Source organism: Morganella morganii H1r (genome assembly GCF_000633515.1).
GTDB lineage: Bacteria > Pseudomonadota > Gammaproteobacteria > Enterobacterales > Enterobacteriaceae > Morganella > Morganella morganii_B.
The window spans coordinates 24,523-50,798 of sequence record NZ_AYMP01000005.1 but is presented as its reverse complement, the minus strand read 5'-3'; the positions used below and the strand labels follow the sequence as shown (position 1 = coordinate 50,798).

Sequence of the window (26,276 nt, the reverse complement as noted above, 5' to 3'; positions counted from 1 at the left end):
GGGTATCACCAGTATTGCTCGCTGGTGATATGCCCGGGTTTGCGGCGCAGGTGTTTGCGCATTTCCCGCTCCGTTTTCAGCAGATTTTGGGTATCTTTCACCATCTCCGGGTTACCGCACAGCATCACATGGCTGCTTTCGGCGGTCAGCTGCAAGCCGGCGGCGGCTTCCAGCTCACCGGAACTGATCAGCGCCGGTACCCGGCCATGCAGTGAGCCTTCCGCATGTTCCCGGCTGACGACAGCCACAATCCGCAGTTTGTCACTCCCGAGTTTTTTCTGCAGTTCCTGCATCAGCGGCAGATAGCTCAGGTCAGCGGCATAGCGCACGGCATGCACCAGCACAATATGCCGGAACCGCTCCAGATCTCTGCCATATTGCAGAATGGATAAAAACGGGCCGATGGCGGTGCCGGTGGAGAGCATCCAGAGTGTGTCACAGTCCGGTACTTCATCAAGCACAAAAAAACCGGCCGCTTCATCGGTGATCAGCAGTTCATCTCCCGGGATCAGGGCTGCCAGCCGCGGACTGAGTTTACCGTCACCGACAGTGACCAGATAAAATTCGAGGTCATCATCATCCGGTGCATTAACATAAGAATAAGCGCGCTGTGTGCGTTCGCCGTCAATTTCCAGGCCGAGTTTGGCGAATTGTCCCGCCGTAAACGGGCGGACAGGTGCCTGAACATGCAGGCTGAATAAGGTATCAGTATGGTGTGTGATACGTGTGACACGTCCTGTGATCCAGTTTGACATGCATAACCTCCGTCAGTCGCAGAATGGTCGTTATTAATATGTAAACCAGTGTAATAAGCCAACGGGGAAAAATGTATCGATTAAATGCGTCAGAGGATCCTGTCGCATGAATACGATAAATCAGGATGAACTGTACAGTTTAGTTGCCGGAAACAGCATAAAAACGGTCGTTTGGTAACAAAAATAAATGTGTGAACTATCTCCCAAAATTTTTTTAATTTGCTATTTTATAGGGTATCGCAAGTATGACTGATTCTGGCTGTAATTATCACTGCCGGAATTGTGCTGTGCCCTCCCGGTAACAATGTAAAGACTGACAATAAAAATGAAAAAACTGGAAAACTTTCATCTGCTGGTAATGCTGATTGCGCTGATTGCTGTCGGGCAAATGACGCAGACGGTGTATGTACCGGTAATAACGGATATTGCGCTGGATTTCGGCGAACCGGCGGGTGCCGTGCAGAGCGTGATGGCGGCGTATTTATTTACCTATGGTGCATCCCAGCTTATTTACGGGCCGATCTCAGATAAAATCGGCCGCCGTCCGGTGATCCTCACCGGGTTATTTATTTATGTGTTATCCACGACTGCTGCGCTGTTCTCGCCGAACCTGACCATGCTGGTGATTGCCAGCGGGTTACAGGGGCTGGGGACCGGGGTGGCCGGGGTGATGGCACGGACCATGCCGCGTGATTTATATACCGGGATTTCCCTGCGCTATGCCAACAGCCTGCTGAATATGGGGATTCTGGTCAGCCCGCTGATCGCCCCGATGCTCGGCGGTGCGCTGGCGTTTTTCTTCGGCTGGCGCGCCTGTTATGCGTTTCTGCTCCTGCTCGGTCTGGCGGTGGGTTACAACATGTGGCACAAGCTGCCGGAAACCCGTCCGCCGATGAAAGAGAAACCGAAAATGTGGGCCTCTTTCCGCCTGCTGCTGACCAACCGGACATTTGTGCCGTATCTGGCGATGCTGATTTGCGGCCTGGCCGGGGTGGCGGTATTTGAGGCATCCAGCGGCGTGCTGATGCGTGACGGCCTGGGGCTGGGCAGTATGGCGGTGAGTATTCTGTTTATTCTGCCGATCCCGGCGGCATTTTTCGGTGCCTGGTTTGCCGGACGGGACAGTAAATCCTTCAGTTTTCTGGTGTGGTGTGCGGTAATCTGCTGCCTGGTGGCCGGTGCGCTGATGTGGATCCCGGGACTGCTGGGTGTGATGAATATCTGGACCTTACTGATCCCTGCCGCGCTGTTCTTTTTTGGTGCCGGGATGCTGTTCCCGCTGGCCACCACAGCGGCAATGGAGCCTTTCCCGTATCTGGCGGGGGCTGCCGGTGCGCTGGTGGGCGGATTGCAGAATGTGGGTTCCGGTGTTGCCACCTGGATTTCAGCGCTGATGCCGCAGGGCGGGCAGGGCAGTGTCGGCCTGCTGATGCTGGCGGTCTCTGTGATTATGGTGCTGTGCTGGCTGCCGCTGGCTCACCGGTTGCAGAATCAGCAGCCGATGGCATCCTGAGTCAGGCTTCTGATATAAAGAAAACGGGCACTGTTGTGCCCGTTGTTCTGTTCCGCAGCGGAGTGATCACTGATGCAGTTTATGTTTTTGCAGAAACTGTACGCCTTTGTCCGGAAAATCAGTAAATAACCCTTCTGCTCCGGCCTGAATATAAATAGCATCAAATAACTGTTCTGTGTTCTCCGCATACGGCGGCAAGGCATCCGTCCGGACAGTAAACGGATGGATCATCAGTTGCGAAGCGTGTGCCTCTTTTGCCATCGGCGTCAGAGTGATGTGGCCCGGTCCGGACTCTTTGCTGATAAGCATATGATAATCAGGCCCGATGCCATCAGCATATGCTGCGATTTTACTCATCGCACCGGGCGACATCATCCAGTCATAGTTATAGTTGACCCATTTGCCTTCCGCATTCTGTTCAAATGTTTCCTGCCAGTCGGTGTAAGCGATCAGCTGTATCAGCATCAGATCCATCTTCATTTCCGGCATCAGTTCATTTTTGATGCGCTTTAATTCATTCGGATCGAAACACTGAAGAAATACCCCGGAATCTTTAGTCTGGTAGCCGTAGGCTTTCAGCACTTCCAGGGTTTTACGGGTGATATCTTTACCTTCCTGACGGTGGAACCACGGCGCTTTGATTTCCGGGTAAATCCCGGTGTTTTTTCCGGTGGAATGATTCAGACCCTGAATGAACTCAAGTTCTTCCTGAAAGGTATGAATACGGAAATCTGATTTTCCCATCGGAAAACGACCCGGATATTTTTGTACCGGTTTACCGTTTTCGATTTCAAATCCCTCAGTAAATTTCAGGGACTTAATTTCCGCGAGGGTAAGGTCGATAGCGTAGTAACGGCCATCTTTACGCGCGCGATCCGGAAAGCGTGTTGCCACATCGGTAACACGGTCGAGATAATGATCATGCAGGACGATGAGTTCATCATCTTTGGTCATCACCAGATCCTGCTCCAGATAATCAGCGCCCTGCGCATACGCCATCGCTTTGGCCGGCAGGGTATGTTCCGGGAGATACCCGCTGGCGCCGCGATGAGCAATCACGATTTTATCGTCTGCCGCAAAAGCGGCGGAGCCGCAGAGCATGGCACCGGCCAGGGCACTGACAAGATAATACTGACGGGATAACGTCATCGGTATTCCTCCGTTTATGCTTTATTGCGGGCGATGTCATCGTGGTGTTTTTTCTCACCACGCATTACCACTAACAGCAGCAGAACCGCAAGCAGGCTGCCGCCGATCATCACGCCGAAACCACCGTCCCAGCCGAAATAATCCACGGTAAAGCCGACGATGGCACTTGCTGCCACAGAACCGCCGAGATAGCCGAATAATCCGGTAAATCCGGCAGCTGTACCGGCCGCTTTTTTCGGTGCAAGCTCCAGGGCGTGCAGGCCGATCAGCATGACCGGGCCGTAAATCAGGAAGCCGATGGTGATCATACACGCCATATCAACTGCCGGGTTTCCCGGCGGATTGAGCCAGAAGACCACGGTGGCGATGGTGACCAGTGCCATAAAGAACACCCCGGTTGCACCGCGGTTTCCTTTAAAGACTTTATCTGACATCCAGCCGCACAGCAGTGTGCCGGGGATCCCCGCCCATTCATACAGGAAATAGGCGACAGAATAGCCCGTTATATCGAAATGTTTGACTTCCCGGAGATAAGTCGGTGACTAGTCCAGCACGCCGTAACGCAGCAGATAAACAAAGACATTAGCAAAAGCGATATACCACAGTAACTTATTCGGCAGAATGTATTGCATAAAGATCTGTTTTGCCGTCAGTTCAACTTCGCTGTTCTCTGTATAATCATCAGGATAGTCGTTTTTGTACTCTTCGATTGGCGGCAGGCCGCAGGATTGCGGGGTATCCCGCATCAGGGCAAATGCGATGAGTGCCACCAGAATGGCGGCAAATGCCGGCATATAAAACGCAGCTTTCCAGTCACCGAACCAGTACATTCCCAGCAGCATCAGCATCGGCGGTAAGCCGCCGCCGACGTTATGGGCACAGTTCCAGACAGACACAATCCCGCCGCGCTCTTTTTGTGACCACCAGTGGACCATGGTGCGTCCGCACGGCGGCCAGCCCATCCCCTGGAACCACCCGCAGAGAAACAGCAGGATAGCCATAATCCAGACGGAAGAGGTTGCCCAGTCGCAAAAGCCCATGATTAACATGACAGCGGAGGCAAGAATAAGTCCGGTCGGGAGAAAATAGCGTGGGTTAGCCCGGTCAGAAAACGATCCCATGATAAATTTGGAAAGACCGTAAGCAATGGAGATCGCAGATAATGCCGTACCGAGTTCACCTCTGGAGAACCCTTGTTCCATCAGGCTGGGGAAAGCAAGGGCGAAATTTTTCCGGACCAGGTAATAGGCAGCATAGCCAAAAAAGATCCCCATAAAGATTTGCCAGCGCAGACGGCGGTATACCGGATCAATGCGATCGGCACTGAGCCGCTGAATATGAGGCGCGGGTTTAAACAGGCTTAGCATAGACATCTCCTTCGCTAAGTATTTGTCAGTGTGCGGTGATGAAGTTTACCGGAACAGCGGCGGTTTTCTTCATGTGTTTTCCTTTGCGCTCACAGATTATTCGTTTTTATTCGTTATTACTGTGAATTTCAGCACAAGGTGTTACATACTGATTACAGTTGGTTAATTTTTGTGATCAATGTGGCATACCCGGGAATTTAATCTGCAGGCAGGTACTTTTACAGAGTGAGGTGGTTTTTTGTTCTGGTGATAATTGTTGTTTTCGCGCATAAAAAACCGCCGGTATTAACCGGCGGCAGAATAAGGCCGAAAACGACGAGGCGATGCTGCATTTTACCTGTGTCATCATTAACTCAATTTTTGTGACAAGCCCGAAAATACTATCTTTTTGCTAACTCGATATTGTCGTCATGTTGAGTGTTTTCATTTTGAGATACAATCCATTCCAGATTGGTTCTGGGTGGTATTTCATTGTATTTTTCAGTGTTTAATTCGCTGTCCGGAAACGGTGCCGGAATTGACTTCACATGCGGAATGTTATTTATGACTTTTATGTCACCTTCAAATTTACCTGCTAATTTACGTTGTACATTGTATATACTCATATCATTCCACGCCAGAGCCGGCTTTATTCCTGCATGACCCAATGCTTTCCATGTGAAGTTGATACAACTGTTTGTTAAGCCATGATACTTGAGATTGAAATATTTATCGGATTTTTTACTTTCTGCTTCGAAACCAAATTCATAGATGTTGTCATGTTGTCGTTTGGTTATTTCCATGGTTCTGTTGTAATATGGATTTTCGTAGTGAAGGGTGTCTTTGTCAATCACTTCCCCGGGGCCTTCTATTCCATGTTCGATAGGTGCGAATCCATAAGAGATATTACCCGTTTCAATACCATCTTCATTTATTTTTTTTATTTGCAGCCACATATGACCCGCAGCAGATGTTTTTCTTTGTTCGCCTTCAAATCCGGGTGAACCATCATCATTATTCAATGGCGTGCCCGGATATGCAGTGTAAATGGTTACCGTATACCTGGCATCCAGAGAACTCAGGATATGCTCAACAAATTCCGGTCTTGCATCTGGCGGCAGACAGGTTTGGCAAGGCCCCGCAGTAGAGAGGTTTCTTTTACTTGGATAAGCACAGTGCTCAATCAGTCTTTTTCTGTTCTCTGCTTTTGTATAACGCTGATTTGCAGCGAATTCAAGTAATTCTTCGGTTTTATTTTCCGGCTTCACTGATTACATCCATTTTTATTTAACAACATAAGTTCTTACTGTGATGAAATAATCCAGCCCATCTATTTCCAGTTCAGGCCAGTCGCCTAAAACCGTGACCTCTAATCTATACTGCCCATATTCTTCCGGGACGGATGCTATAGAAAATGCATCTGATCTACGGACGCTATTGTTTTTATGTATTTTATCTAACACCAGGTGTTCTGTCATATCATTGTTTATTTTATATAATTTCACTTTAAATATCGGGTAGTTTCCACGATCTTTTATTGGTCCTTTACCATTGAATATTTCAGATGAATAAAAACCAAAATCCTTATTTCTATCTTCATTTATATTTAAAATTATACTTGATGATGGTGGGCTAACAGGAAATAAATAAAGTAATTTAAATTCAGGGAAGGGTGTTTTCCAGAAAGTAAAATTAACAGTATCTCCTTTTTTATACAGTTTTATTGGCACATTGATAGGGTGCCCTTCAGCTATCTTTGGGGATAAAAAAAGTAGGGGTCATAAGTCTCGGGTTTAACCCAGTGGTACAAAAAAACACCACACCCACCAATGAGCAAACCGAGTATAAATAAAAGTTTTCCCATTTAACTGTTTAATCCTTTAATCAGATATCCAATGTACTAACCAGCATTAGAGTAGAATTATATTCAGGTGACAATACTATACATTGAAATAATAAATGAATACTAATGATAAAAAAGGTTCTGTCACATTAAGATTGTCAGCACGGCTGACTATGGCTTTTACCGGGTGAGGTGGTTTTTCGTTCTGGTGATAATTGTTGTTTTCGCGCATAAAAAACCGCCGGTATTAACCGGCGGCAGAAAGGTAAAACTCAGAGGGATTAGCTGTGGTCTTCCCAGTCCTGTGCGCGGGCAACGGCTTTTTTCCAGCCGTTGTAACGGACATTCCGTTCCGTGGTTTCAATGCCCGGACGGAAGGTTTTCTCGATGGTGGATTTGGCTTTTATTTCCTCCAAATCCTGCCAGAACCCGGTGGATAACCCGGCCAGCAATGCCGCACCCAATGCCGTACTTTCACGGATCAGCGGGCGCTCCACAGACGTGCCCAGGATATCGGACTGGAACTGCATCAGGAAATTGTTTGCCACCGCACCGCCATCGACACGCAGTGCCTTCAGACGGGTACCGGCATCGGCCTGCATGGCTTCCAGCACGTCGCGGGTCTGATAGGCGATAGATTCCAGTGTGGCGCGGATCAGGTGATTGCTGTTCACTCCCCGTGTCAGACCGAAAATGGCCCCGCGTGCATACGGATCCCAGTAAGGTGCACCGAGGCCGGTAAAGGCGGGCACCACATACACACCATTACTGTCTTTGACTTTGGTGGCGAAGTATTCGGAATCGGTGGCATCGGCAATGATTTTCATCTCATCACGCAGCCACTGAATGGAGGCACCGGCCACAAAAACTGCGCCCTCAAGGGCATAATTTACTTCACCGCGCGGACCGCAGGCGATCGTGGTCAGCAGGCCGTGTTCAGACAGCACCGCTTCGTTACCGGTGTTCATCAGCAGGAAGCAGCCGGTGCCGTAGGTGTTTTTCGCCATGCCCGGCTGAACACACATCTGACCGAACAGTGCCGCCTGCTGGTCACCGGCAATACCGGCGATAGGAATACGGGTGCCGCCTTTCCCGCCGATGTTGGTTTTGCCGTAGATCTCTGATGATGCTTTCACGTCCGGCAGCATGGCACGCGGAATGCCGAACAGATCGAGGATTTTCTGATCCCATTCCAGTGAACGGATGTTATACAGCATGGTGCGCGAGGCGTTGGTGTGATCGGTGACGTGCACACGTCCCTGGGTCATGCGCCAGACCAGCCAGGTATCAACGGTTCCGAACAGTAATTCCCCTTTCTCCGCCTTTTCCCGTGCACCCTCAACATTATCGAGGATCCACTTCACTTTGGTGCCGGAAAAATACGGGTCGACCACCAGACCGGTGTTTTCCCGGATGTAGCGGACCATTTCTTCATTCTGCTTGAGGCCGGTGCAGTAATCTGCCGTCCGGCGGCATTGCCAGACAATCGCATTATAAACCGGTTTGCCGGTTTCTTTTTCCCAGACGATGGTGGTTTCGCGCTGGTTGGTGATACCGATAGCGGCGACTTCGTCCGGATGTACGTCCGTTTTGGCGAGGACTTCCGTTAAAACGGAACTCTGTGTGGCCCAGATTTCCATCGGATCATGCTCCACCCAGCCCGGTTTCGGGTAGATTTGGGTGAATTCGCGCTGAGCGATATCGATAATATTGGCATTACGATCAAAAAGTACCGCCCGTGAACTGGTGGTTCCCTGATCCAGCGCGACGATATACTTTTTCTCACGGGTGATTGTTTCTGTTGTCATAATTAAACCTGTTTTATTTCTGAGTGAACAAACACGCGATAACGTCAGAGTACGTGATTCGCTGCGGTATTATTTTTCGTCTCCGGTATCACACACTTCACACGGCAGATGACGCCCGATCAGTTTGCGGTAGCCGAATGCACCGAGTAACCCGCCGGCGACCGGCGCAAACATCGGTACCAGGAAATACGGGATATCACGCCCGCCGGTGAAGGCGATATCTCCCCAGCCTGCGAGGTATGCAACCACTTTCGGGCCGAAGTCACGGGCAGGGTTAAGGGCGAATCCGGTCAGCGGACCGAAGGAGCCGCCGATAACCGCAATCAGCAGGCCAATCAGCAGCGGTGCCAGCGGGCCGCGCGGTACGCCGTTGCCGTCATCAGTGAGTGCCAGGATAAGGCAGACCAGGATGGCGGCGATTACCACTTCGATAAAGAACGCCTGACCCACGCTGACGGCTGCTGCAGGATAGGTGGAGAATACCCCGGCAGTAAAGAGGCTTTCCGGTGAGCCGCGCACAATATGATGCACCTGGTCATAATCAAGAAATACATTGTAATACATTGAATACACCAGTGCTGCGGCAGCAAATCCGCCGAGAAATTGTGCCGCGATATACGGAATAACTTTGCGGCGATCAAAGCAGGCAAACAGCCAGAGAGCAAGTGTGACCGCCGGGTTGAGATGCGCGCCGGAGATCCCGGCAGTCAGATACACCGCCAGTGCCACGCCCAGGCCCCAGATGACACTTATCTCCCATAATCCCAGTTGTGCGCCGGCAATACGAACCGCAGCCACACAGCCTAAACCAAAGAAGACCAGCAGAGCTGTACCCAGGAATTCGGAAAGACATTGTCCGAAGAGGGTCGGAGATTTTATTAGACTCATAGTATCAATCCTGATAGTGCAAAATTAGGGTGAAATAAGTGTGAATTATTAACAAATGATGTTCTTCGTGTATCAGACATATGTCTGAGTGTGAATTTATCGTTAATGTTCGGAAACGAGAAATAACGAAATCAAAAACTGTGGATCGCGTCAACAAATTGAGCGATTTCGCATATTCTGTAACAGGGATGCAACATTCAGGCTGATAATTGCCGGATTTTATTCTGCGGCATTATGGGGAATACACGTGATGTGACTGGACACATTGATAACACCTACTTACAATCAGAGCATCGCTTACAAGGAGGACGCAAGATGTCATTTGAAGTATTTGAAAAGCTGGAAGCAAAAGTCCAGCAGGCTATCGACACCATCACCCTGTTACAGATGGAAATCGACGAATTAAAAGAAACGAACAACAACCTGAACCGCGAAGTGCAGAATGCCGCCGGTGCCCGTGAGTCACTGGTGCGTGAAAACGAGCAGCTGAAGCAGGAGCAGGCAGGCTGGCAGGAGCGTCTGCGGGCTTTGCTGGGTAAGATGGACGACGTCCAGTAAATTACACGTCATCCTTCGCCCTGTGGCTGTGTTGGTTTCGCTCAGCTCCCCGGTCACATACTGATGTATGCTCCCGGAGCTCTTCGCTTCACCGCCTCTTGCCACAGAACGAATGATTTAGCGTAATACGGGTATTGTTCTGTGGTGCTGACTTCATTCGTCCGCCTTACTGCAAATAACTGATTGAGTGTGATGCGGTTTTATATGGCGTCATAACGACAAAAGGGCGGATATCCGCCCTTTTTGCTGTCTGTGTATCTGATGAGGATTACGCTTCGGTCAGCTCATCTTCATCGTCATCATTTTCTTCCGGCAGGGTCAGCGGGATATCAGACAGGATAATCCCGGTATTATCCGCATACAGATAATCGCCGGAGAAGAATGTCACACCGCCGAAATTCACGCGGATATCACTGTCACCGATACCTTCTGAACCGCAGCCTGCCGGAATGGCGGCCATGGCCTGAATACCGATATCCATTTCTGCCAGGTCGTCCACCTGACGCACCGCACCGTACACCACAATACCTTCCCAGCCGCTCTGCACTGCCAGTGCCGCGAGTTCCGCGTCAACCAGTGCGCGGCGGACAGACCCGCCCCCGTCAACGAGCAGAATACGGCCCTCTCCCTCTTCTTCCAGGAGATCAAAGAGCAGTCCGTTATCTTCAAAGCATTTTACGGTGGTGATTTGCCCCGCAAACGATGAACAGCCCCCGAAGTTGGAAAACAGGGGTTCAACGACATTCACATTTTCCTGGTAAATGTCACAAAGTTCGGAGGTGTCGAAGGTATCATTTTTCATAGGATTTTACGTCTGGTTGCTGCCGGATACAGTCAGTATAGCCCCTTCGCACCGTTGTTTGCAAAATCAACAGCGACCGCTTTCCGATCTGAATCAAGAAAGCGGCAGATTTCAGCGTATTCCCGGTTACAGGCGCTGGCAGATAAGCCCTGCGGAAAACAGGATATTGACCAGCAGTGCGGCTTTCACCATCTGTTCCAGCAGCGGGCGCATTCCCGTGGCGGTCATGTCACCCAGCACACGTCTGATATGCATAAACAGTACCGGTGCGGAGAGCAGGAACAGCCAGCTGTACCAGCCGTGCAGATAGAGCAGGGTAAAAAGCACCAGGCACAGGAACGCCGCCGTGATCACGGTGGCGTGGTAATAGCGGGATTTCTGCGGGCCGAGGCGGACGGCCAGGGTATTTTTCCCGGTCAGGATATCATTTTCGATATCGCGCATATTATTGATATTCAGCACCGCAACAGACAGCAGTCCGCAGGCGGTCGCGGGCAGAATGGTCAGCGGGCTGAAAAAACCGGCCTGCAGGTAATAGGTGCCTATCACGCTCAGCCAGCCGAAAAAGATCAGAACAGAAATATCACCCAGCCCGAGGTAGCCGTAGGGTTTTTTCCCGACCGTATAGGTGATTGCAGCGATAATCGCCGCCACACCTAACCCCAGGAAGCCGATAATATCTTCCGGTTTCTCGCAGGCGACAATAATCAGAGCCAGTCCGGACAGACAGGCGAGCGTGACGGTCAGAATCAGCGCCTTTTTCATCTGGGCGGCAGTGATCACACCTTTTTGCATACCGCGCAGCGGCCCGAGACGCGCTTCGGTATCGGTACCTTTTACCGCATCGCCGTAGTCATTGGCCAGATTCGACAGGATCTGCAGAATCCCGGTGGTGATAAGGGCGAGCAGGGCAACAGGGAATTTAAAGTGACCGGTCCAGTAAGCCAGCGCGGAACCGGTAATAATCGCGATCACCCCGAGAGGTAATGTTTTGGGCCGCAGGCTTTCCAGCCAGGCTTGGGTACGGCTGATGGCCGGTGAAGGGGTGACTGACATTGAAACTCGCTTACTTTTCAGAATGTAATAATAACGACAAAAAATAATAACGCAGACTGCCGGGCGGATGATACCCGTGCAGTCTGAATAATATTATGTCTGATTATTATCGAATTACAGAATAAAGCGACTTAAATCTTCATCAGCCACGAGCTGATCCAGATGATCTTTCACATATTCCGCATTGATCTCAATGGATTGACCCTGTTTTTCACTGGCGTCATAAGAAATTTCTTCCATTAATCGTTCCAGCACCGTGTGTAAACGACGGGCACCGATATTTTCGGTGGTTTCGTTGACCTGCCATGCGGATTCCGCAATTTTACGGATGCCGTCAGCGGTGAAGGAAATATCCACACCTTCGGTAGCCATCAGTGCTTTGTACTGAACGGTCAGTGAGGCGTTCGGCTCGGTCAGGATGCGCTCGAAATCTTCAGTGGTCAGTGCCTGTAATTCCACACGGATAGGCAGACGACCCTGTAATTCCGGGATCAGATCTGACGGGCTGGAAACCTGGAATGCGCCGGAGGCGATAAACAGGATATGGTCGGTTTTCACCATACCGTGCTTGGTGGAGACCGTGCAGCCTTCAATCAGCGGCAGCAGGTCGCGCTGAACCCCCTCACGGGATACGTCCGGCCCGGAGGACTGGCCGCCGCGCTTACAGATTTTATCGAATTCATCGATAAACACGATACCGTGCTGTTCAACCGCTTCAATCGCCTGCTCTTTCAGCTCTTCCGGATTCACCAGTTTGGCGGCTTCTTCCTCAATCAGCAGTTTGAAGGCCTCTTTGATCTTCATTTTGCGTGGTTTTTGTTTCTGCCCGGCCAGGTTCTGGAACATGGACTGTAACTGGCTGGTCATCTCTTCCATGCCCGGAGGAGCCATGATTTCCACACCCATTGGTGCGGCAGACACTTCAATTTCAATGTCTTTATCATCGAGCTGGCCTTCGCGCAGTTTTTTGCGGAATGCCTGGCGGGTAGCTGACGGCTCTGCCTGGGTGTCAGTCTGACCCCAGTTATTTTTTGCCGGCGGGATCAGCACATCGAGAATGCGTTCTTCGGCCATTTCCTCAGCACGGAAACGGTTTTTCTCGATAGACTGCAGGCGCACCATTTTCACGGCAGAATCCGTCAGATCGCGGATAATGGAGTCCACTTCTTTACCGACATAACCCACTTCGGTGAATTTGGTGGCTTCGACTTTGATAAACGGCGCATTGGCCAGTTTGGCGAGACGACGGGCAATTTCCGTTTTACCGACACCGGTCGGGCCAATCATCAGAATATTTTTCGGGGTGACCTCGTGGCGCAGCTCTTCATTGAGCTGCATACGGCGCCAGCGGTTACGCAGTGCGATGGCGACAGCGCGTTTGGCTTTATCCTGGCCGATAATATGGTTATCGAGTTCGCTGACAATTTCGCGTGGAGTCATTTCGGACATAACGTCGATCCTTATGCTTTTGAAGGTAATTCTTCAAAATTCAGATTGTGGTTGGTGTAGATACAGATATCACCGGCAATAGTCAGTGCGCGCTCCGCGATTTCACGGGCACTCAGATCGGTGTTTTCCAGCATGGCGCGGGCTGCTGCCTGGGCGTACGGGCCGCCGGAACCAATGGCAATCAGATCATTTTCAGGCTGAACGACATCCCCCTGACCGGTAATAATCAGCGATGCGGTTTCATCGGCAACGGCCAGCAGGGCTTCCAGTTTGCGCAGCATGCGGTCGGTACGCCAGTCTTTGGCGAGCTCAACGGCAGCTTTTGTCAGGTGTCCCTGATGAAGTTCAAGCTTGCGTTCAAACAGTTCAAAGAGGGTAAAGGCATCCGCGGTGCCGCCGGCGAAACCGGCAATGACTTTGTCGTGATAGAGGCGGCGGACTTTGCGGACATTACCTTTCATGACGGTATTACCCATTGTCGCCTGCCCATCACCACCAATTACGACCTGGCCATTACGGCGAACACTTACGATTGTTGTCATGAGTCAGCCCCTGGTTGTGCTAAAGGATGGAGAGAGGCCGCCGGGTATATTCCCAGCGGCACAGAATTAACTTCAGATATGGGGGGAGGGCTGAAGGATTTCAACCCCCGGCGGCGCGAAGAATACAATTTGTTACGCCGGCATCAGCGGCACGGCTTTTCACCGATTGCGCGGCGGATTTTTCATACGGGCCGAGCATCACCCGATACCAGCCGCCACCCTGTGAGACGCGGCTTTCGATACCGGAGAAGGCGAGACCGGCGCGGACTTCCTCAGCCTGACCATTTTCACGGAATGATCCGCACTGGACTAACCAGCGTTCAGGTGCGGCCTGCGGTTTTTCCTGCACCGGCTTTGGTTTCTCAGCCGGTTTTTCCGCCGGTTGTGGTGCAGCACGGGTTTCCGGCTGCATACGCAGCTGCGGATCCTGACCGGTAACCACGACCTGAGAACGCGGAACAGTGCCGTTTGCCGGTACTTCCTGCAACTGAACCGGTGCCTGCTGCATATCAGACTGCATCTGCTCCAGCAGCTGCCGCTGTTCCGGGGTCAGTCTGGCACCCGGGTCAATGCGGTTAGCCGGTGTCTGCGGGTTGGCGTAATACTGTTCCGGTACCCCGGCTTCGCGGTTTTCCAGCTCTTTGATATAACGCCAGCGCTCTTCCGGGATCGGCGGGAGCCCGTTGCCGGTACTCTGCTGATGTGCAGGCGGAATGATGTTGTCAGAAGCGGTCTGACTTTTTTTGTTATGGACCAGATAGAACAGGCCGCCGACAAAAACGACCACCAGTGCCACGGCGATCACCAATGTGGTGAACGGCAGGCCTTTCGCCTGACTTTTCTTCCGTGATTTACTTTTTTTACGCGGCGCAGAGCGTCCGCGTCCCACATAATCTCGTTGTGCCACTGTTTCAATTCACTAATAAGTCGGTTAAGGAAACATCTTATTCAGCGTTATATGTTACTTAACCTTACGGTTTTTGCCTAGCTTTTAGGCGCGCAGGCACTTTCTCTGATGATTAAATCAGAATCCAGCAGGCGCGAACCTTTTGCCACGGTGTGTCCCTGCAACTGTTCCAGCAGCAGTAAAAAAGACTGACGGCCGATTTCATAGCGGGGTTGTGCAATAGTCGTCAGGGTCGGCGAACAGTATTGCGCAGCCGGTAAATCATCGAAACCGACAACCGAGAGATCCTGCGGCAGTGTCAGTCCCTGTTTTCTGGCCGCCCAGAGTACGCCGATCGCCATAATATCGTTATGGCAGAAAATGGCCGTCGGCGGTTCCGGCAGTGCCAGCAGCTGTGCGGCACATTCCGCACCGCTCTCGTGGGTAAAATCACCGCGCACCAGATACTCTTCCCGCACCGGCATTCCCATGCGGCGCATAGCCTGAATATACCCCTCGATACGGTACTGACATAACGGCAGCGCTTCCGGCCCGGAAATACAGGCGATACGGGTGTGTCCGAGTGACTGTAAGTAATGTGTGGCATTAAAGGCGGCGGTCAGGTTATCAATATTGACCGTCGGCAGCTCCAGCTCCGGGGCAAACTCGTTAGCCATCACCATCGGCGGGAAGTGGCGCTGTTCATCATGGCGGCTGTCAAACGGCACATCGGAGCCGAGCAGCACCATACCGTCAATTTGTTTGGTAACAATCAGATTCACAAAGGTGTGTTCCGGCTTGTGCTGATAACGGCAGTCGCCGATCAGCACCAGATAGCCGTGTTTGGCGGCCACTTCCTCAATACCGACAATAATATCGGTAAAAAACGGATCGCCGATATCCGGCACAATCACCAGAATGGTGCGGGATTCATTACGTTTCATCCCCCTGGACAGATTATGCGGGTAATATCCCACTTCCAGAACAGCATTCTCCACTTTCTGCCGTGTCTGCACGGACACTTTCTCCGGGTTCATCAGTGTCCGCGACACGGTCGCGGTTGAGACGCCCGCGGCTCTGGCGACATCTTTCATTGTCGCGCCGGTATCGTTGCGGCGTGGTTCCATCATTAATTCCTTTGGTTACCCTGTAAGTGTATCGATTGCGCGGTTTTTGTGATCATTATGGTCCGCTGTATTTTTCACATGCCTGTGAAAAACCGCCTGAGCTTCTTAAGTGAAATTCAGACGGTTTATTAATCATTCTATTAACGGCTATTCTAAGCCCTTTGTAAAATTAATCTGTTACCTGGTTTGCATAAAACTGTGAGTTATCTCAATTTTTTGAGACGACACGCACTTTCAGTAAGGCGTCAGTCTCAGCCGTCGGTCGGATCAACATCCACATTCCAGCGGACTTTCCGGCTTTCCGGCATCTGCTGAATATAGGGAATGGCCTGCGCGACAATTTTCTGTAACTGACTGCGGGACGGATGCTGTAACAGTAACTGCCAGCGGAAACGTCCGCCGCGTTTGGCCTGTATAGCAGGCAGCGGCCCCATCAGCCAGAAATGCTCATCCCGTAACGGATGGGATTCGAATAACTGTCGCACGGCCTGCAGAAATGCGCTGGCCCGCTGGTTATTCTGATCTTCGGCGCGGATCATCACCTGACTGGTGTAAGGCGGCAGGCAGACACTCTGCCGCTCATTCAGTGCCTGTGCGGCAAAAGCAGCGTAGCCTTTTTCCAGCAGGACGGTCAGCAGCGGGTGCTCCGGGTGGTGAGTCTGCAAAATCACCTCGCCGCGTTTACCGGCGCGTCCGGCCCGGCCGGAGACCTGAGTGTAGAGCTGGGCAAAACGCTCTGCTGCGCGGAAATCACCGGAGAACAGTGCGCCGTCGACATCCAGCAGTGCGACAAGGGTAACATCCGGGAAGTGATGCCCTTTGGCCAGCATCTGGGTGCCGATCAGGATACGGGCTCCGCCCTGATGCACATCCGCCAGGTGCTGCTCCAGCTCGCCTTTGCGGCTGGTGGTATCGCGATCCAGCCGTGTGACCGGAATATCCGGGAACAGCGGGGTGATGCTCTCCTCCAGCTGTTCGGTGCCCAGCCCGACCGGCACCAGTTGCGTGGAGCCGCACTGCGGACACTGTTTCGGCACCGGGCGCTGGCTGTCGCACTGATGGCAGCGCAGCATGCGGTGGTTCTGGTGCAGGGTGTAAAAATGATCGCAGCGCGGGCATTCCGCTATCCAGCCGCACTCGTGGCACAGCATTGCCGGGGCAAAGCCGCGCCGGTTGAGGAACAGAATAACCTGATTATCTGCCGCCAGATGGTGGCGGATACGTTTGATCAGCGGTTGTGACAGCCCGGAGGTCAGCGGCAGCCCTTTCAGGTCGAGCAGGTGCTGATCGGCAAGCTGTGCATTTCCCGCCCGCTGCGTCAGCGGGAGTACCTTGTATTTTTTCTGCCGGACATTAAACAGGGTTTCCAGTGACGGGGTCGCTGTGCCCATCACAATCGGAATATCATTTTTCTTGGCGCGGAATACCGCCAGATCGCGGGCGTGATAACGCCAGCCGTCCTGCTGTTTATAGGAGCCGTCGTGTTCCTCATCGATAATAATGATGCCGAGTGAGGTAAACGGCGTGAACAGCGCGGAGCGGGTGCCGATAACAATGGCGGTCTCCCCGCGTTTTGCCCGCAGCCAGACAGCCAGCCGTTCGCTGTCATTCATACCGGAATGGAGAATATCCACCGGTGCCTGAAAACGGGCGCGGAAGCGGGCGATAGTCTGGGGGGTCAGGCCGATTTCCGGCACCAGTACCAGAGCCTGGCGGCCTTCGGCCAGCACATTTTCCAGCACGCTGAGATACACTTCCGTTTTCCCGGAGCCGGTGACGCCGTCCAGCAGCCAGGGAGAAAACTGATGCTGCTCTGCGCGGATAGCCCCTACGGCGGTGGCCTGCTCGGTATTGAGTTTCAGGCGTTCGCCGGTGACGGCAAATCCCGGCTGCCAGGGTTTGCTCTCCGGCTGGACATCGTTCAGGGTGATCAGGTTTTTCTTTTTCAGTCCCTGTAATGCGCTGTCGCTGAGTTCATATTCCGCAGTCTGATGGCGGTAAACCGGCTGACGGCGCAGACAGGCCAGTGCCTGCTGCTGCTTCGGGGAGCGTTTGAGGGTATGGATATCAATCTCACGCCCCTCCGGCGTCACTTCCCAGCACCACAGCGGTGCAAAGGCGGCCTCTTTGCCCTGACGCAGCAAAATCGGCATGGCATGAAACAGCACTTCCCCTAACGGATAGTGGTAATACTGCGCTGCCCAGTTCAGCAGCGGCCACAGATCACCGGGAAAGAGCGTGTCATCATCCGGACAGGCAATAACAGGTTTGAGTTTTTCCGGGCTGAAGGTGCTGGTTTCCGCCAGTTCAGCCACAATGCCGACTGCCTGTTTCTGCCGTCCGAACGGCACAATCACCCGTGCCCCCGGCACCGGGCGGGGCATATCATCAGGCAGTAAATAGTCAAATGTTTGTGTCAGAGGTACTGGTAATATCACCCGGACGACTGTCATTATAATGTCCATTATCGGCAGAGCGCCGGCGTGTAAAAAACACACAACGGCGGAAAAGGCGTAAAAGTGTATGAATAATCACCGGATTTCAGCTTTTCCCCGGTAAAAACAGGGAAATTATCCGCAATGCGGGATCCAGAATACCACGAAAAGACAGCGGATTTCATTGCATGGTTCAGGGATTTTCTGTATGATCCGCCGCCTTTGGTAATTAAAATACCACCGATAACTTATCATCAACACGACGTGTGGTGTCCGGCAAAAAGGCCCGGATAGCGACACGGCCTTAACCGAGGTTTTCCCATGAAAAAAGGTATTCACCCAGACTACGCAGAAATCACTGCAACCTGCTCTTGCGGCAATGTAATGAAAATTAACTCTACCGCAGGTCACAACCTGAACCTGGACGTGTGCGGCGAATGCCACCCGTTCTACACCGGTAAACAGCGTGACGTTGCAAGCGGCGGCCGTGTTGATCGCTTCAACAAACGCTTCAGCGTTCCTTCTGCGAAGAAATAATGGCACTGCGCGGCATGCCGCGCTTTGTTCCATAAAAAACGCCCTGAATGAAAATATTTCACAGGGCGTTTTTTTATGTCTGTTTCCGGGTTAATAAGTCGTATAACACGCGGATAAAGCTCAATATTCCCACGTATCCGGGTCGACCCCATGCTGGCGCATAATTTCTTTTGCCACTTCCGGGATTTCATCACTGCGTTCTTTGCGCAGATCATCATCATCGGGCAGTGGCTGTCCGGTAAAAGCATGCAGAAATGCTTCACATAACAGTTCGCTATTGGTGGCATGACGCAGGTTATTCACCTGGCGGCGTGTACGCTCATCCGTTAAAATTTTAAGCACTTTCAACGGGATAGAAACTGTAATCTTCTTTACCTGCTCACTTTTCTTGCCATGCTCAGCATAAGGGCTGATATATTCGCCATTCCATTCAGCCATGGATTACCTTGTTATCTTAGTCAGTTTGAGGAGGTGCCGGGTACAGAAATGTACCTGACAGATACCGATATTATCCCACTTGTATATATAACCGTAAAGCAGGATGGATGTCCAGACATATTGACGGCTAAATGAACCACGGATATGCTGATAACTCGTTCAGTGACTGACAGGGAAAGAGGTATGGCACGTAAACCCGCGACAGCGGCAATTCATAACGGACTCAATGAAGAGACCCAATTCGGCTGTGTCATACCGCCGGTGTATCTCTCATCGACTTACAATTTTCCGGCTTTCGGCAGCCCGCGTGAGCATGACTATTCTCGGCGCGGCAATCCGGGCCGGGATATCACCGGGCGCACACTGGCTGAGCTGGAAGGCGGCGCCGGGGCGGTGGTGACCAGCAGCGGGATGTCAGCATTGCATCTGCTGTTTACCGTGTTTTTGTCACCGGGGGATGTGATTGTGGCCCCGCATGACTGCTACGGCGGCACTTACCGGTTACTCGACAGTTGTCAGCAGCGCGGCCATTTTACCGTCCGCTTTGCGGATATGAATGATGAGGTGTCACTCAGTGCCGCGCTGGCGGAAAAGCCGAAACTGGTGCTGATTGAAACACCGGGCAACCCGCTGCTGCGTATCACGGATATCGCGGCTGTCAGTGAAAAAGCGCATCAGGCCGGTGCGCTGGTGGCGGCGGATAACACATTTCTCAGCCCGGCATTACAGCAGCCGCTGGCGCTGGGGGCCGATTTTGTTATCCATTCCTGTACCAAATACCTGAACGGGCATTCCGATGTGGTCGCCGGTGTGGTGATCGCCGCAGACGCGGAACACTGCGAAACACTGGCGTGGTGGGCGAATAATATCGGTGTGACGCTGGGGGCGTTTGACAGCTATCTGCTGCTGCGCGGTATCCGCACCCTGATCCCGAGGATCACGTTACAGGAAAAAAATGCCGCTATTCTGGCGGATTATCTGGTGCGCCAGCCGCTGGTGAAAAAGGTGTATTATCCGGGACTGGTGACGCATCCCGGATATGAACTGGCCGCAAAGCAGCAGAAAGGATTCGGCGCAATGCTCAGTTTTGACATTAATGGTGATGAAGCGGCAATTTCCCGCTTTTTATCTCACCTGTCTCTCTTTACACTAGCAGAGTCATTGGGCGGGGTGGAAACACTGATTTCCCATGCCGCGACCATGACACATGCGGGAATGCCTGAGCAGGCGCGGCATGCAGCGGGAATTTCAGACAGTTTATTACGTATTTCTGCGGGGATTGAGGACAGCAGCGATTTGATTGCTGATCTGGATCGCGCATTTCAGTCAGTGACTAAGGGGTAAGGGTAATCATGAGTGCGTTGGTGATTGATGAATCAGTAAAAGGACGCCAGTTACATAAATTCGGCGGCAGCAGCCTGGCAGATGCGAAATGCTATCTGCGGGTGGCGAATATTATGGCGAACTACAGTGAGCCGGATGACCTGATGGTTGTGTCTGCCGCAGGCAGCACCACTAACCAGCTGATTAACTGGGTCAAACTGAGTCAGAGTGACCGCGCTGCCGCAGAGCAGGCGCAACAGACCCTGCAACGCTATCAGACTGCCCTTATCAGTGATTTGCTGCCGGAAGTTCAGGCTAATGTCCTGATTTTTCAGTTTAATGACGATATTCATCGCCTGGCTGAACTGCTGAAACACCCGCTGAATGATGTGATTTACGCGGAAGTGGTCGGTCACGGGGAGATCTGGTCTGCCCGTCTGATGGCGCAGGTGCTTCAGGAGCAGGGCATGGCGGCGCAATGGCTGGATGCCCGCACATTTCTGTGCGCGGAACGGGCGGCGCAGCCGGAAGTCGATACCGCACGGTCGCAGCCGCTGCTGGCTGAGTTGCTGGCGCTGCATCCGGGTAAACGTCTGGTGGTGACCGGGTTTATCTCCCGCAACGCTGCCGGGGAAACCGTACTGCTCGGCCGTAACGGCAGTGACTATTCTGCCACGCAGGTCGGTGCGCTGGCCGGGGTGAAAAAAGTCACCATATGGAGTGATGTCGCGGGGGTTTACAGCTCGGATCCGCGTAAAGTCAAAGATGCCTGTCTGCTGCCGCTGCTGCGTCTGGATGAAGCCAGTGAACTGGCCCGTCTCGCTGCACCGGTATTGCATACCCGTACCTTACAGCCGGTGTCCGTCAGTGATATCGATTTACAGCTGCGCTGCAGTTATCAGCCGGAACAGGGCTCGACAAAAATTGAGCGCGTGCTGGCATCCGGTACCGGAGCGAAAATCGTCACCAACCATGATGAGGTTTGTCTGATTGATATCCGCCTGCCGGCCGGAGATGATGCGAAGGCGCGTTATAAAAGTATTGATCTGCTGCTTAAACGCAGCCAGATCCGCCCGCTGGCGGTTGGTCTGCATAATGATGATAATCTTATTCAGCTCAGTTATACCGCCGAAGTGGCAGACAGCGCCCTGCACGTACTGGAAAGTGCCGGGCTGCCGGGCTCTCTGACACTGCGTGACGGCTTCTCACTGGTGGCGCTGGTCGGGGCGGGGGTCTGTAAAAACCTGCTGCATTACCACCGTTTTTATCAGCAGCTCAAAGACCAGCCGGTGGAATTTATCTGGCAGGCCGAGGACGGCATCAGCCTGGTGGCGATTCTGCGCACCCGACAGACCGGGCATGTGATTCAGGGTCTGCACCAGAGTCTGTTCCGTGCGGAAAAACAGATCGGTCTGATGGTGTTCGGCAAAGGCAATATCGGCAGCCGCTGGCTGGAATTGTTTGCGCGTGAGCAGCGCAATCTTTCTGCCCGCAGCGGGTTTGAATTTATTCTCGCCGGGGTGGCGGACAGCGAAAGAGCGCTGCTCAGTTATGACGGACTGGATCCGAGCCGCGCACTGGCTTTCTTCAATGAGGAGGCCGAGCCGATCACCGATGAAGACACCCTGTATCTGTGGATGCGCAACCATCCGTTTGATGACCTGGTGATTATCGACCTGACTGCCAGCAAAACCCTGGCGGAAAGCTACGCTGATTTTGCCGCGTACGGTTTCCATGTTATCAGTGCCAACAAAATCGCCGGGGCGGCAAAAACCCGGGATTACCGTCAGATCCGCGATGCATTCCGTAAAACCGGGCGTCACTGGCTGTACAACGCCACTGTCGGTGCGGGATTGCCGATCAACCACTGTGTGCGCGATCTGCATGAAAGCGGTGACAGCATTCTGGCGATCAGCGGGATCTTCTCCGGCACACTCTCCTGGCTGTTTCTGCAATTCGACGGTACCGTACCGTTCAGCGAGCTGGTGGAGCAGGCCTGGCAGCAGGGGCTGACCGAGCCGGATCCGCGTATTGATTTGTCCGGTCAGGATGTGATGCGCAAGCTGATTATCCTTGCCCGCGAAGCCGGGTATGAAATTGAGCCGGAAGATGTCCGGGTGGAATCCCTGGTGCCGGAAGCGGCACAGGAAGGCACACCGGATCACTTCTTTGAGAATGTCACGGCACTGAATGAACAGATGGCCTGCCGCCTGGAAGCTGCCCGTGAAATGGGCATGGTGCTGCGTTATGTGGCCCGTTTTGATGCCAACGGCAAAGCCCGGGTCGGGGTGGAAGCGGTCCGGCCTGATCACCCGCTGGCCTCATTACAGCCGGGTGATAACCTCTTTGCCGTGGAAAGCCGCTGGTACCGTGATAATCCGCTGGTGATCCGCGGACCGGGTGCCGGACGTGATGTCACCGCCGGGGCGATTCAGTCAGACTTAAACCGTCTGGCGCAATTGCTGTAATGCATCGGATTGCGATGACAACCGGGGTTAAATAGTCTTAAAAAACCGGTATACGGGACAAAAAACGACTATAACGGGAATTGTCTTATTAAGTTTATAGTACAGCGTTGGTATAAATAACGCATGGTGATGTTTCAGGATGGACATATAACCATCATGGATGATGGCTGTGACAGGATGTCATGGTAAGGATATGCACCGGACGTGCTTTTTCTGACAGGATGTCAGTCTGAGGACAGAAACAATCCCGGCGGGATGCAATTAACGGATTTAATTGCATCCCGTTACTATTTTCACTTCCCTGTTGTTTTCTATGAAACATTTTCCATTAAACGTTTCCGCTGAATTTTCCCCGCCGGACTGAGGATTTTCGCTCAGGCTGAATCGTTACTATTTTTGCCTTAATTCGCGATATCTGTCTGTGACGTTTGTTTTTCCCTTTCATTATGCTGACGGGACGGAATTTTACCCGATAATCCGGTATCTGCCTGTGTGCAACATGACGGCAGTACGGTAATTAAATCTGATAAAGTCCTTTCAAAGCGCGTTTTTTTTGATATGAATATAGGGCAGAGGTAAATGCAAGGGAACGGCGTCACAAAATAAGAATTAATCCGTCGTATGAAATCACTAAGATGTACAGGACAGAGAACTGCCGGCTGAAAGTTCCTCACCGGCGGTCATAGGATTCTGCCGTCAATAAGGGTCAGGGGTCGTATGAATCAACAATATTCCGCAATGCGCAGTAACGTCAGTATGCTCGGGAAACTCCTCGGAGACACGATCAAAGAGGCCCAGGGTGAACATATTCTCGAGAAAGTAGAATCCATCCGTAAGTTATCCAAAGCGTCACAGGCCGGTAATGAAATCCAGCGGCAGAAGCTGCTGATGACACTGCAAAATCTATCCAATGAAGAACTGCTGCCGGTTGCCCGTGCATTTAACCAGTTCCTGAATTTAACCAACGTGGCGGAGCAGTATCACAGCATTTCGCCGCACGGTGAGGCGGCCAGTAATCCGGTTGCCCTGGCGGCGCTGTTTGATCAGCTGAAAGCCAAAAATTTCACCAATGAAGCGATGTGCAGGGCCGTGGATGAGCTCTCTATTGAGCTGGTGCTGACCGCGCATCCGACCGAAATTGCCCGCCGTACCCTGATCCACAAACTGGTGGCGGTGAATACCTGCCTGGCGCAGTTGGATCACGACGACCTGGCTGATTATGAGCATGATCGTATTATGCGCCGTCTGCGTCAGCTGGTGGCACAGGCCTGGCATACCGATGAAATCCGCAAAGACCGTCCGACACCGCTTGATGAGGCGAAGTGGGGCTTTGCTGTGGTGGAAAACAGTCTGTGGGAAGGTGTTCCGGCGTTTCTGCGCGAGTTTAATGAGCAGCTTGAGGCGTCACTGGACTACAACCTGTCCGTGGAAGCCACGCCGATCCGCTTTACCTCCTGGATGGGCGGTGACCGCGACGGTAACCCGAATGTCACGGCAGATATCACCCGGCGCGTGCTGACCCTCAGCCGCTGGAAGGCCGCTGACCTGTTCTATAATGACATTCAGGTGCTGGTCTCCGAGCTCTCCATGAGCGAATGCACACCGGCGCTGCGTGAGCGGGTGGGTGAAGATGCCGCAGAGCCGTACCGTGTCATCACCAAACAGTTACGTGCCCGTCTGAAAAGCACGCTGGACTATCTGGAGCGCTGCCTGGCCGGTGAACCGGCGATTAAACCGGATAACCTGCTGACCGATAACGAAGAGTTATGGGAGCCGCTGTATCTTTGCTACCGCTCACTGGTTGAGTGCGGCATGAAAATAATTGCCAACGGTCAGTTGCTGGATACACTGCGCCGTATCCGCTGCTTCGGTCTGCAGCTGGTGCGTATTGATGTGCGCCAGGAAAGCACCCGTCATACCGAAGCCTTGTCTGAACTGACTCAGTATCTCGGCCTCGGGGATTACGCCGCCTGGCCGGAAGAGGAAAAACAGGAATTCCTGCTGCGTGAACTGCAGTCAAAGCGTCCGCTGGTACCGCAGAACTGGCAGTGCAGCAATGAAACCCGCGAAGTTTTTGATACCTGCCGGGTGATTGCTGAATCACCGGAAAATTCTGTCGCCTCCTATGTGATTTCGATGGCAAAAGTGCCGTCGGATGTCCTGGCGGTCAAACTGCTGCTGAAAGAATCCGGCAGCCCGGTCACATTGCCGGTCGCACCGCTGTTTGAAACCCTTGATGACCTCAATAACGCAGAGAGTGTCATCACCCGCCTGCTGAGCATTGACTGGTACCGCAATCTGATAAATGACCGTCAGATGGTGATGATCGGTTACTCTGACTCCGCCAAAGATGCCGGGGTAATGGCCGCGTCCTGGGCACAGTACCGCGCTCAGGATGCACTGATTAAAGTCTGCGCCCGTGAAGGCGTGACACTGACGCTGTTCCACGGTCGCGGGGGCACCATCGGCCGTGGCGGTGCACCGGCACACGCCGCACTGCTCTCACAACCGCCGGGAAGCCTGAAAGGCGGTCTGCGTGTGACAGAACAGGGTGAGATGATCCGCTTTAAGTTTGGTCTGCCGCAGGTCACTATCAGCAGCCTGGCCATGTACGCCAGCGCCAGCCTGGAAGCGAATCTGCTGCCGCCGCCGGAACCGAAACCGGAGTGGGCGGCAATTATGGATCGCCTTTCTGATGTCTCCTGTGAGATGTACCGCGACTATGTCCGCGAACAGCCGGATTTTGTCCCGTATTTCCGCGCGGCCACGCCGGAGCAGGAGCTTGGCAAATTACCACTGGGCTCCCGTCCGGCAAAACGCCGCCCGACCGGCGGCGTGGAAACACTTCGTGCGATCCCGTGGATTTTTGCCTGGTCACAAAACCGCCTGATGCTGCCGGCCTGGCTCGGCGCGGGTGCGGCACTGAAAACGGCGGTGGATGAAGGCAACCGGGCCATGCTGGAAGTGATGTATTATCAGTGGCCATTCTTCAGAACACGCATCGGTATGCTGGAAATGGTGTTCGCCAAAGTCGATTTATGGCTGGCGGAATACTATGACCAGCGTCTGGTGGAGCCGCGCCTGTGGCCGCTGGGGGCAAAACTGCGCGAACAGTTATCAGAGGATATTAAGAGTGTCCTGATGATTTCCAAAGATGAGCAGTTAATGGCGGATCTGCCGTGGATTGCGGAATCTATCGCTTTGCGTAACGTGTACACCGATCCGCTGAACGTCTTACAGGCTGAACTGCTGCACCGCTCACGCGAATGTGATCAGTCTGATCCGCAGGTAGAGCAGGCACTGATGGTCACTATCGCCGGTATTGCCGCCGGTATGCGAAATACCGGCTGATA

20 protein-coding genes and 1 pseudogene are annotated in these 26,276 nt (G+C 52.7%); 6 read left to right on the top strand and 15 right to left on the bottom strand.

Annotated elements, in window-relative coordinates; all coding sequences use genetic code 11:
- Positions 1 to 5 precede the first annotated feature (5 nt).
- Positions 6 to 755 (bottom strand): ferredoxin--NADP(+) reductase, encoded by a 750-nt coding sequence (gene fpr, locus U868_RS0102950; protein ID WP_025151984.1) that lies wholly within the window; start codon positions 753 to 755, stop codon positions 6 to 8.
- 325 nt (positions 756 to 1,080) lie between these two features.
- Here fpr and emrD point away from each other — a divergent pair, with 325 nt between their 5' ends.
- On the top strand, positions 1,081 to 2,268 hold the full coding sequence (emrD, locus tag U868_RS0102945; RefSeq protein WP_025151983.1) for a multidrug efflux MFS transporter EmrD: 1,188 nt from the start codon (positions 1,081 to 1,083) through the stop codon (positions 2,266 to 2,268).
- Between the two features lie 66 nt (positions 2,269 to 2,334).
- Here the strand turns inward: emrD and glpQ are convergent, their stop codons facing one another.
- The 6 genes and pseudogenes from glpQ to U868_RS0102905 all read right to left on the bottom strand — a co-directional run bounded on the left by glpQ (position 2,335) and on the right by U868_RS0102905 (position 9,302).
- Positions 2,335 to 3,417, bottom strand: coding sequence for a glycerophosphodiester phosphodiesterase (gene glpQ / locus U868_RS0102940; RefSeq protein ID WP_025151982.1), 1,083 nt, complete (start codon positions 3,415 to 3,417; stop codon positions 2,335 to 2,337).
- Between the two features lie 14 nt (positions 3,418 to 3,431).
- Positions 3,432 to 4,784, bottom strand: a pseudogene (gene glpT / locus U868_RS23365) (glycerol-3-phosphate transporter).
- A 380-nt stretch (positions 4,785 to 5,164) separates the two neighbouring features.
- A complete protein-coding gene (locus U868_RS0102925; RefSeq protein WP_025151981.1) occupies positions 5,165 to 6,031 on the bottom strand; it encodes a hypothetical protein in 867 nt (288 codons plus the stop codon).
- 15 nt (positions 6,032 to 6,046) lie between these two features.
- Positions 6,047 to 6,493, bottom strand: coding sequence for a hypothetical protein (locus U868_RS23360; protein WP_240182644.1), 447 nt, complete (start codon positions 6,491 to 6,493; stop codon positions 6,047 to 6,049).
- Between the two features lie 394 nt (positions 6,494 to 6,887).
- Positions 6,888 to 8,414, bottom strand: coding sequence for a glycerol kinase GlpK (gene glpK, locus U868_RS0102910; protein ID WP_025151980.1), 1,527 nt, complete (start codon positions 8,412 to 8,414; stop codon positions 6,888 to 6,890).
- Positions 8,415 to 8,483: 69 nt separating this feature from the next.
- Positions 8,484 to 9,302 (bottom strand): MIP/aquaporin family protein, encoded by an 819-nt coding sequence (locus U868_RS0102905; protein WP_025151979.1) that lies wholly within the window; start codon positions 9,300 to 9,302, stop codon positions 8,484 to 8,486.
- A gap of 315 nt (positions 9,303 to 9,617) precedes the next feature.
- Here U868_RS0102905 and zapB point away from each other — a divergent pair, with 315 nt between their 5' ends.
- A complete protein-coding gene (gene zapB, locus U868_RS0102900) occupies positions 9,618 to 9,860 on the top strand; it encodes a cell division protein ZapB (RefSeq protein WP_004236611.1) in 243 nt (80 codons plus the stop codon).
- A gap of 268 nt (positions 9,861 to 10,128) precedes the next feature.
- On the opposite strand, the gene rraA is transcribed toward zapB, so the two are convergent.
- The 7 genes from rraA to priA form a co-directional block, all read right to left on the bottom strand.
- Positions 10,129 to 10,662 (bottom strand): ribonuclease E activity regulator RraA, encoded by a 534-nt coding sequence (rraA, locus tag U868_RS0102895; RefSeq protein WP_025151978.1) that lies wholly within the window; start codon positions 10,660 to 10,662, stop codon positions 10,129 to 10,131.
- 126 nt (positions 10,663 to 10,788) lie between these two features.
- Entirely contained in the window at positions 10,789 to 11,718 is a 930-nt protein-coding gene (locus U868_RS0102890; protein WP_025151977.1) for a 1,4-dihydroxy-2-naphthoate polyprenyltransferase, read from the bottom strand.
- A 114-nt stretch (positions 11,719 to 11,832) separates the two neighbouring features.
- Complete coding sequence (gene hslU, locus U868_RS0102885; RefSeq protein WP_025151976.1) at positions 11,833 to 13,167, bottom strand: HslU--HslV peptidase ATPase subunit; 1,335 nt, start codon at positions 13,165 to 13,167, stop codon at positions 11,833 to 11,835.
- A gap of 11 nt (positions 13,168 to 13,178) precedes the next feature.
- A complete protein-coding gene (gene hslV, locus U868_RS0102880; protein ID WP_025151975.1) occupies positions 13,179 to 13,709 on the bottom strand; it encodes an ATP-dependent protease subunit HslV in 531 nt (176 codons plus the stop codon).
- A gap of 100 nt (positions 13,710 to 13,809) precedes the next feature.
- Positions 13,810 to 14,616 carry a cell division protein FtsN gene (gene ftsN / locus U868_RS0102875; protein ID WP_025151974.1) on the bottom strand — a complete coding sequence of 269 codons (807 nt, stop codon included), beginning with the start codon at positions 14,614 to 14,616 and terminating at the stop codon, positions 13,810 to 13,812.
- A 77-nt stretch (positions 14,617 to 14,693) separates the two neighbouring features.
- Positions 14,694 to 15,722: a DNA-binding transcriptional regulator CytR gene (gene cytR / locus U868_RS0102870; RefSeq protein ID WP_025151973.1), complete on the bottom strand. Its 1,029-nt coding sequence runs from the start codon at positions 15,720 to 15,722 to the stop codon at positions 14,694 to 14,696.
- Between the two features lie 251 nt (positions 15,723 to 15,973).
- The gene (priA, locus tag U868_RS0102865; protein WP_025151972.1) at positions 15,974 to 18,175 is read right to left on the bottom strand and encodes a primosomal protein N'; all 2,202 of its coding nucleotides are present in this window, start codon (positions 18,173 to 18,175) and stop codon (positions 15,974 to 15,976) included.
- 303 nt (positions 18,176 to 18,478) lie between these two features.
- Here priA and rpmE point away from each other — a divergent pair, with 303 nt between their 5' ends.
- A complete protein-coding gene (gene rpmE, locus U868_RS0102855; protein WP_025151971.1) occupies positions 18,479 to 18,694 on the top strand; it encodes a 50S ribosomal protein L31 in 216 nt (71 codons plus the stop codon).
- A 120-nt stretch (positions 18,695 to 18,814) separates the two neighbouring features.
- On the opposite strand, the gene metJ is transcribed toward rpmE, so the two are convergent.
- Positions 18,815 to 19,132, bottom strand: coding sequence for a met regulon transcriptional regulator MetJ (gene metJ / locus U868_RS0102850; RefSeq protein WP_004236602.1), 318 nt, complete (start codon positions 19,130 to 19,132; stop codon positions 18,815 to 18,817).
- A gap of 183 nt (positions 19,133 to 19,315) precedes the next feature.
- Between metJ and metB the strand changes: the two genes are divergently transcribed.
- From metB to ppc, 3 genes are all read left to right on the top strand, one after another.
- Positions 19,316 to 20,476 carry a cystathionine gamma-synthase gene (metB, locus tag U868_RS0102845; protein ID WP_025151970.1) on the top strand — a complete coding sequence of 387 codons (1,161 nt, stop codon included), beginning with the start codon at positions 19,316 to 19,318 and terminating at the stop codon, positions 20,474 to 20,476.
- A gap of 8 nt (positions 20,477 to 20,484) precedes the next feature.
- Positions 20,485 to 22,923 carry a bifunctional aspartate kinase/homoserine dehydrogenase II gene (locus U868_RS0102840; protein WP_025151969.1) on the top strand — a complete coding sequence of 813 codons (2,439 nt, stop codon included), beginning with the start codon at positions 20,485 to 20,487 and terminating at the stop codon, positions 22,921 to 22,923.
- 717 nt (positions 22,924 to 23,640) lie between these two features.
- Positions 23,641 to 26,274 carry a phosphoenolpyruvate carboxylase gene (ppc, locus tag U868_RS0102835; RefSeq protein ID WP_025151968.1) on the top strand — a complete coding sequence of 878 codons (2,634 nt, stop codon included), beginning with the start codon at positions 23,641 to 23,643 and terminating at the stop codon, positions 26,272 to 26,274.
- Positions 26,275 to 26,276 lie beyond the last annotated feature (2 nt).

Coding starts and splice junctions, on each gene's coding strand:
- hslU (WP_025151976.1), bottom strand. CDS start 13,167: ATGTCCGAAATGACTCCACGCGAAATTGTCAGCGAACTCGATAACCAT.
- U868_RS0102840 (WP_025151969.1), top strand. CDS start 20,485: ATGAGTGCGTTGGTGATTGATGAATCAGTAAAAGGACGCCAGTTACAT.
- glpQ (WP_025151982.1), bottom strand. CDS start 3,417: ATGACGTTATCCCGTCAGTATTATCTTGTCAGTGCCCTGGCCGGTGCC.
- fpr (WP_025151984.1), bottom strand. CDS start 755: ATGTCAAACTGGATCACAGGACGTGTCACACGTATCACACACCATACT.
- glpK (WP_025151980.1), bottom strand. CDS start 8,414: ATGACAACAGAAACAATCACCCGTGAGAAAAAGTATATCGTCGCGCTG.
- hslV (WP_025151975.1), bottom strand. CDS start 13,709: ATGACAACAATCGTAAGTGTTCGCCGTAATGGCCAGGTCGTAATTGGT.
- metB (WP_025151970.1), top strand. CDS start 19,316: ATGGCACGTAAACCCGCGACAGCGGCAATTCATAACGGACTCAATGAA.
- metJ (WP_004236602.1), bottom strand. CDS start 19,132: ATGGCTGAATGGAATGGCGAATATATCAGCCCTTATGCTGAGCATGGC.
- U868_RS0102890 (WP_025151977.1), bottom strand. CDS start 11,718: ATGTCAGTCACCCCTTCACCGGCCATCAGCCGTACCCAAGCCTGGCTG.
- rraA (WP_025151978.1), bottom strand. CDS start 10,662: ATGAAAAATGATACCTTCGACACCTCCGAACTTTGTGACATTTACCAG.
- rpmE (WP_025151971.1), top strand. CDS start 18,479: ATGAAAAAAGGTATTCACCCAGACTACGCAGAAATCACTGCAACCTGC.
- cytR (WP_025151973.1), bottom strand. CDS start 15,722: ATGGAACCACGCCGCAACGATACCGGCGCGACAATGAAAGATGTCGCC.
- ppc (WP_025151968.1), top strand. CDS start 23,641: ATGAATCAACAATATTCCGCAATGCGCAGTAACGTCAGTATGCTCGGG.
- U868_RS0102905 (WP_025151979.1), bottom strand. CDS start 9,302: ATGAGTCTAATAAAATCTCCGACCCTCTTCGGACAATGTCTTTCCGAA.
- emrD (WP_025151983.1), top strand. CDS start 1,081: ATGAAAAAACTGGAAAACTTTCATCTGCTGGTAATGCTGATTGCGCTG.
- priA (WP_025151972.1), bottom strand. CDS start 18,175: ATGACAGTCGTCCGGGTGATATTACCAGTACCTCTGACACAAACATTT.
- zapB (WP_004236611.1), top strand. CDS start 9,618: ATGTCATTTGAAGTATTTGAAAAGCTGGAAGCAAAAGTCCAGCAGGCT.